Annotated in this window: 2 protein-coding genes; both read left to right on the forward strand. The window is 43.2% G+C overall.

Going from position 1 to position 1,123, the window contains the following annotated elements:
• Nucleotides 1-600 (forward strand): ATP-binding cassette domain-containing protein (locus tag ACZFYI_RS20520; RefSeq protein WP_462525976.1); only part of this gene is annotated, 600 nt, incomplete at its 5' end.
• A partial coding sequence (locus ACZFYI_RS20525) for an ABC transporter permease subunit (protein ID WP_462525977.1) occupies nt 593-1,123 on the forward strand: 531 nt, incomplete at its 3' end. The genes ACZFYI_RS20520 and ACZFYI_RS20525, both read left to right, overlap by 8 nt.

The raw sequence follows: 1,123 nt of genomic DNA on the forward strand, positions 1-1,123 counted from the left end.
GGCATGGTCATCCCAAATGCAGGAGACATCCTCGTCAAAGGTAATTCCATCAAAGGAAACTTCGCATACAGGGCTGATATCGGCTACATGCCGCAGATCGGAAGGTATCCCGACAATATCAAAATCGGTCAGCTATTTTCGATGATGCAAGACATGCGACCGGAAATCAAAAAACATGACATGGAACTTGCAAATCAGTTTGGCTTGATGGACATGTTGGACAAACCTTTGCGAACCCTTAGCGGGGGAACACGCCAAAAAGTGAGTGCATCCTTGGCATTCATGTTTCATCCTGATATTCTGATCCTAGACGAACCTACTGCTGGACTTGACCCCATCGCCGTCGAAATCCTAAAAAACAAAATCATCCAAGAAAGGGAAAAAGGAAAACTCATCCTCATCACTTCCCATATCCTCAGCGAGCTCGATGAACTGACCAATCATGCGATCTATATCCACGAAGGCAAGGTATTTTTCAATGACACGACCGAAAGCCTGAAGGACATTACAGGAGAATCCAAATTCACCACCGCCATCGCGAGGTTGATGGAATGGAGTTTAAAAAAAAAGCAAATTAAAACTGAATTGAGCCATGTTTAAGTTATTGAAATACGCCCTGTATGATATCGTAAAGTCAAGGTTTGCCTTACTTTATACCCTTTTTATGGTGTTGGTAGCCATTTCCATTTACCAGGTATCGGAAGACATGAGTAAAGTTTCCCTCAGTCTGCTCAACATCATGCTGATGATCGTTCCTTTGATTTCAGCCATCTTTGCCACAACCCATTTTTTCAATAACCTGGAGTTTACCGAGCTCATGCTCGCCCAACCTGTCAAAAGAAGAGATGTATTTTTAAGTCAGATTCTTGCTGTAATTTTCGTATTGAGCATGGCGATTGTAATAGGTTTTGGTGCGCCGATGCTCCTTTGGGGTGCGGATTCTTCAGTCTTGATCTTATTGGGAATCGGCATCGGACTGAGTGTGGTTTTTGCAGGATTGGCATTTTTGGCTTCCGTTCTGACGAGAGACAAAGCCAAAGCCATCGGCATCAGCTTGTCATTTTGGATCTATTTTTCTTTGGTTTATGACGGATTTGTACTGTACCTGATTTATAGTTTGGCC

Source organism: Aquiflexum sp. (assembly GCF_977115555.1).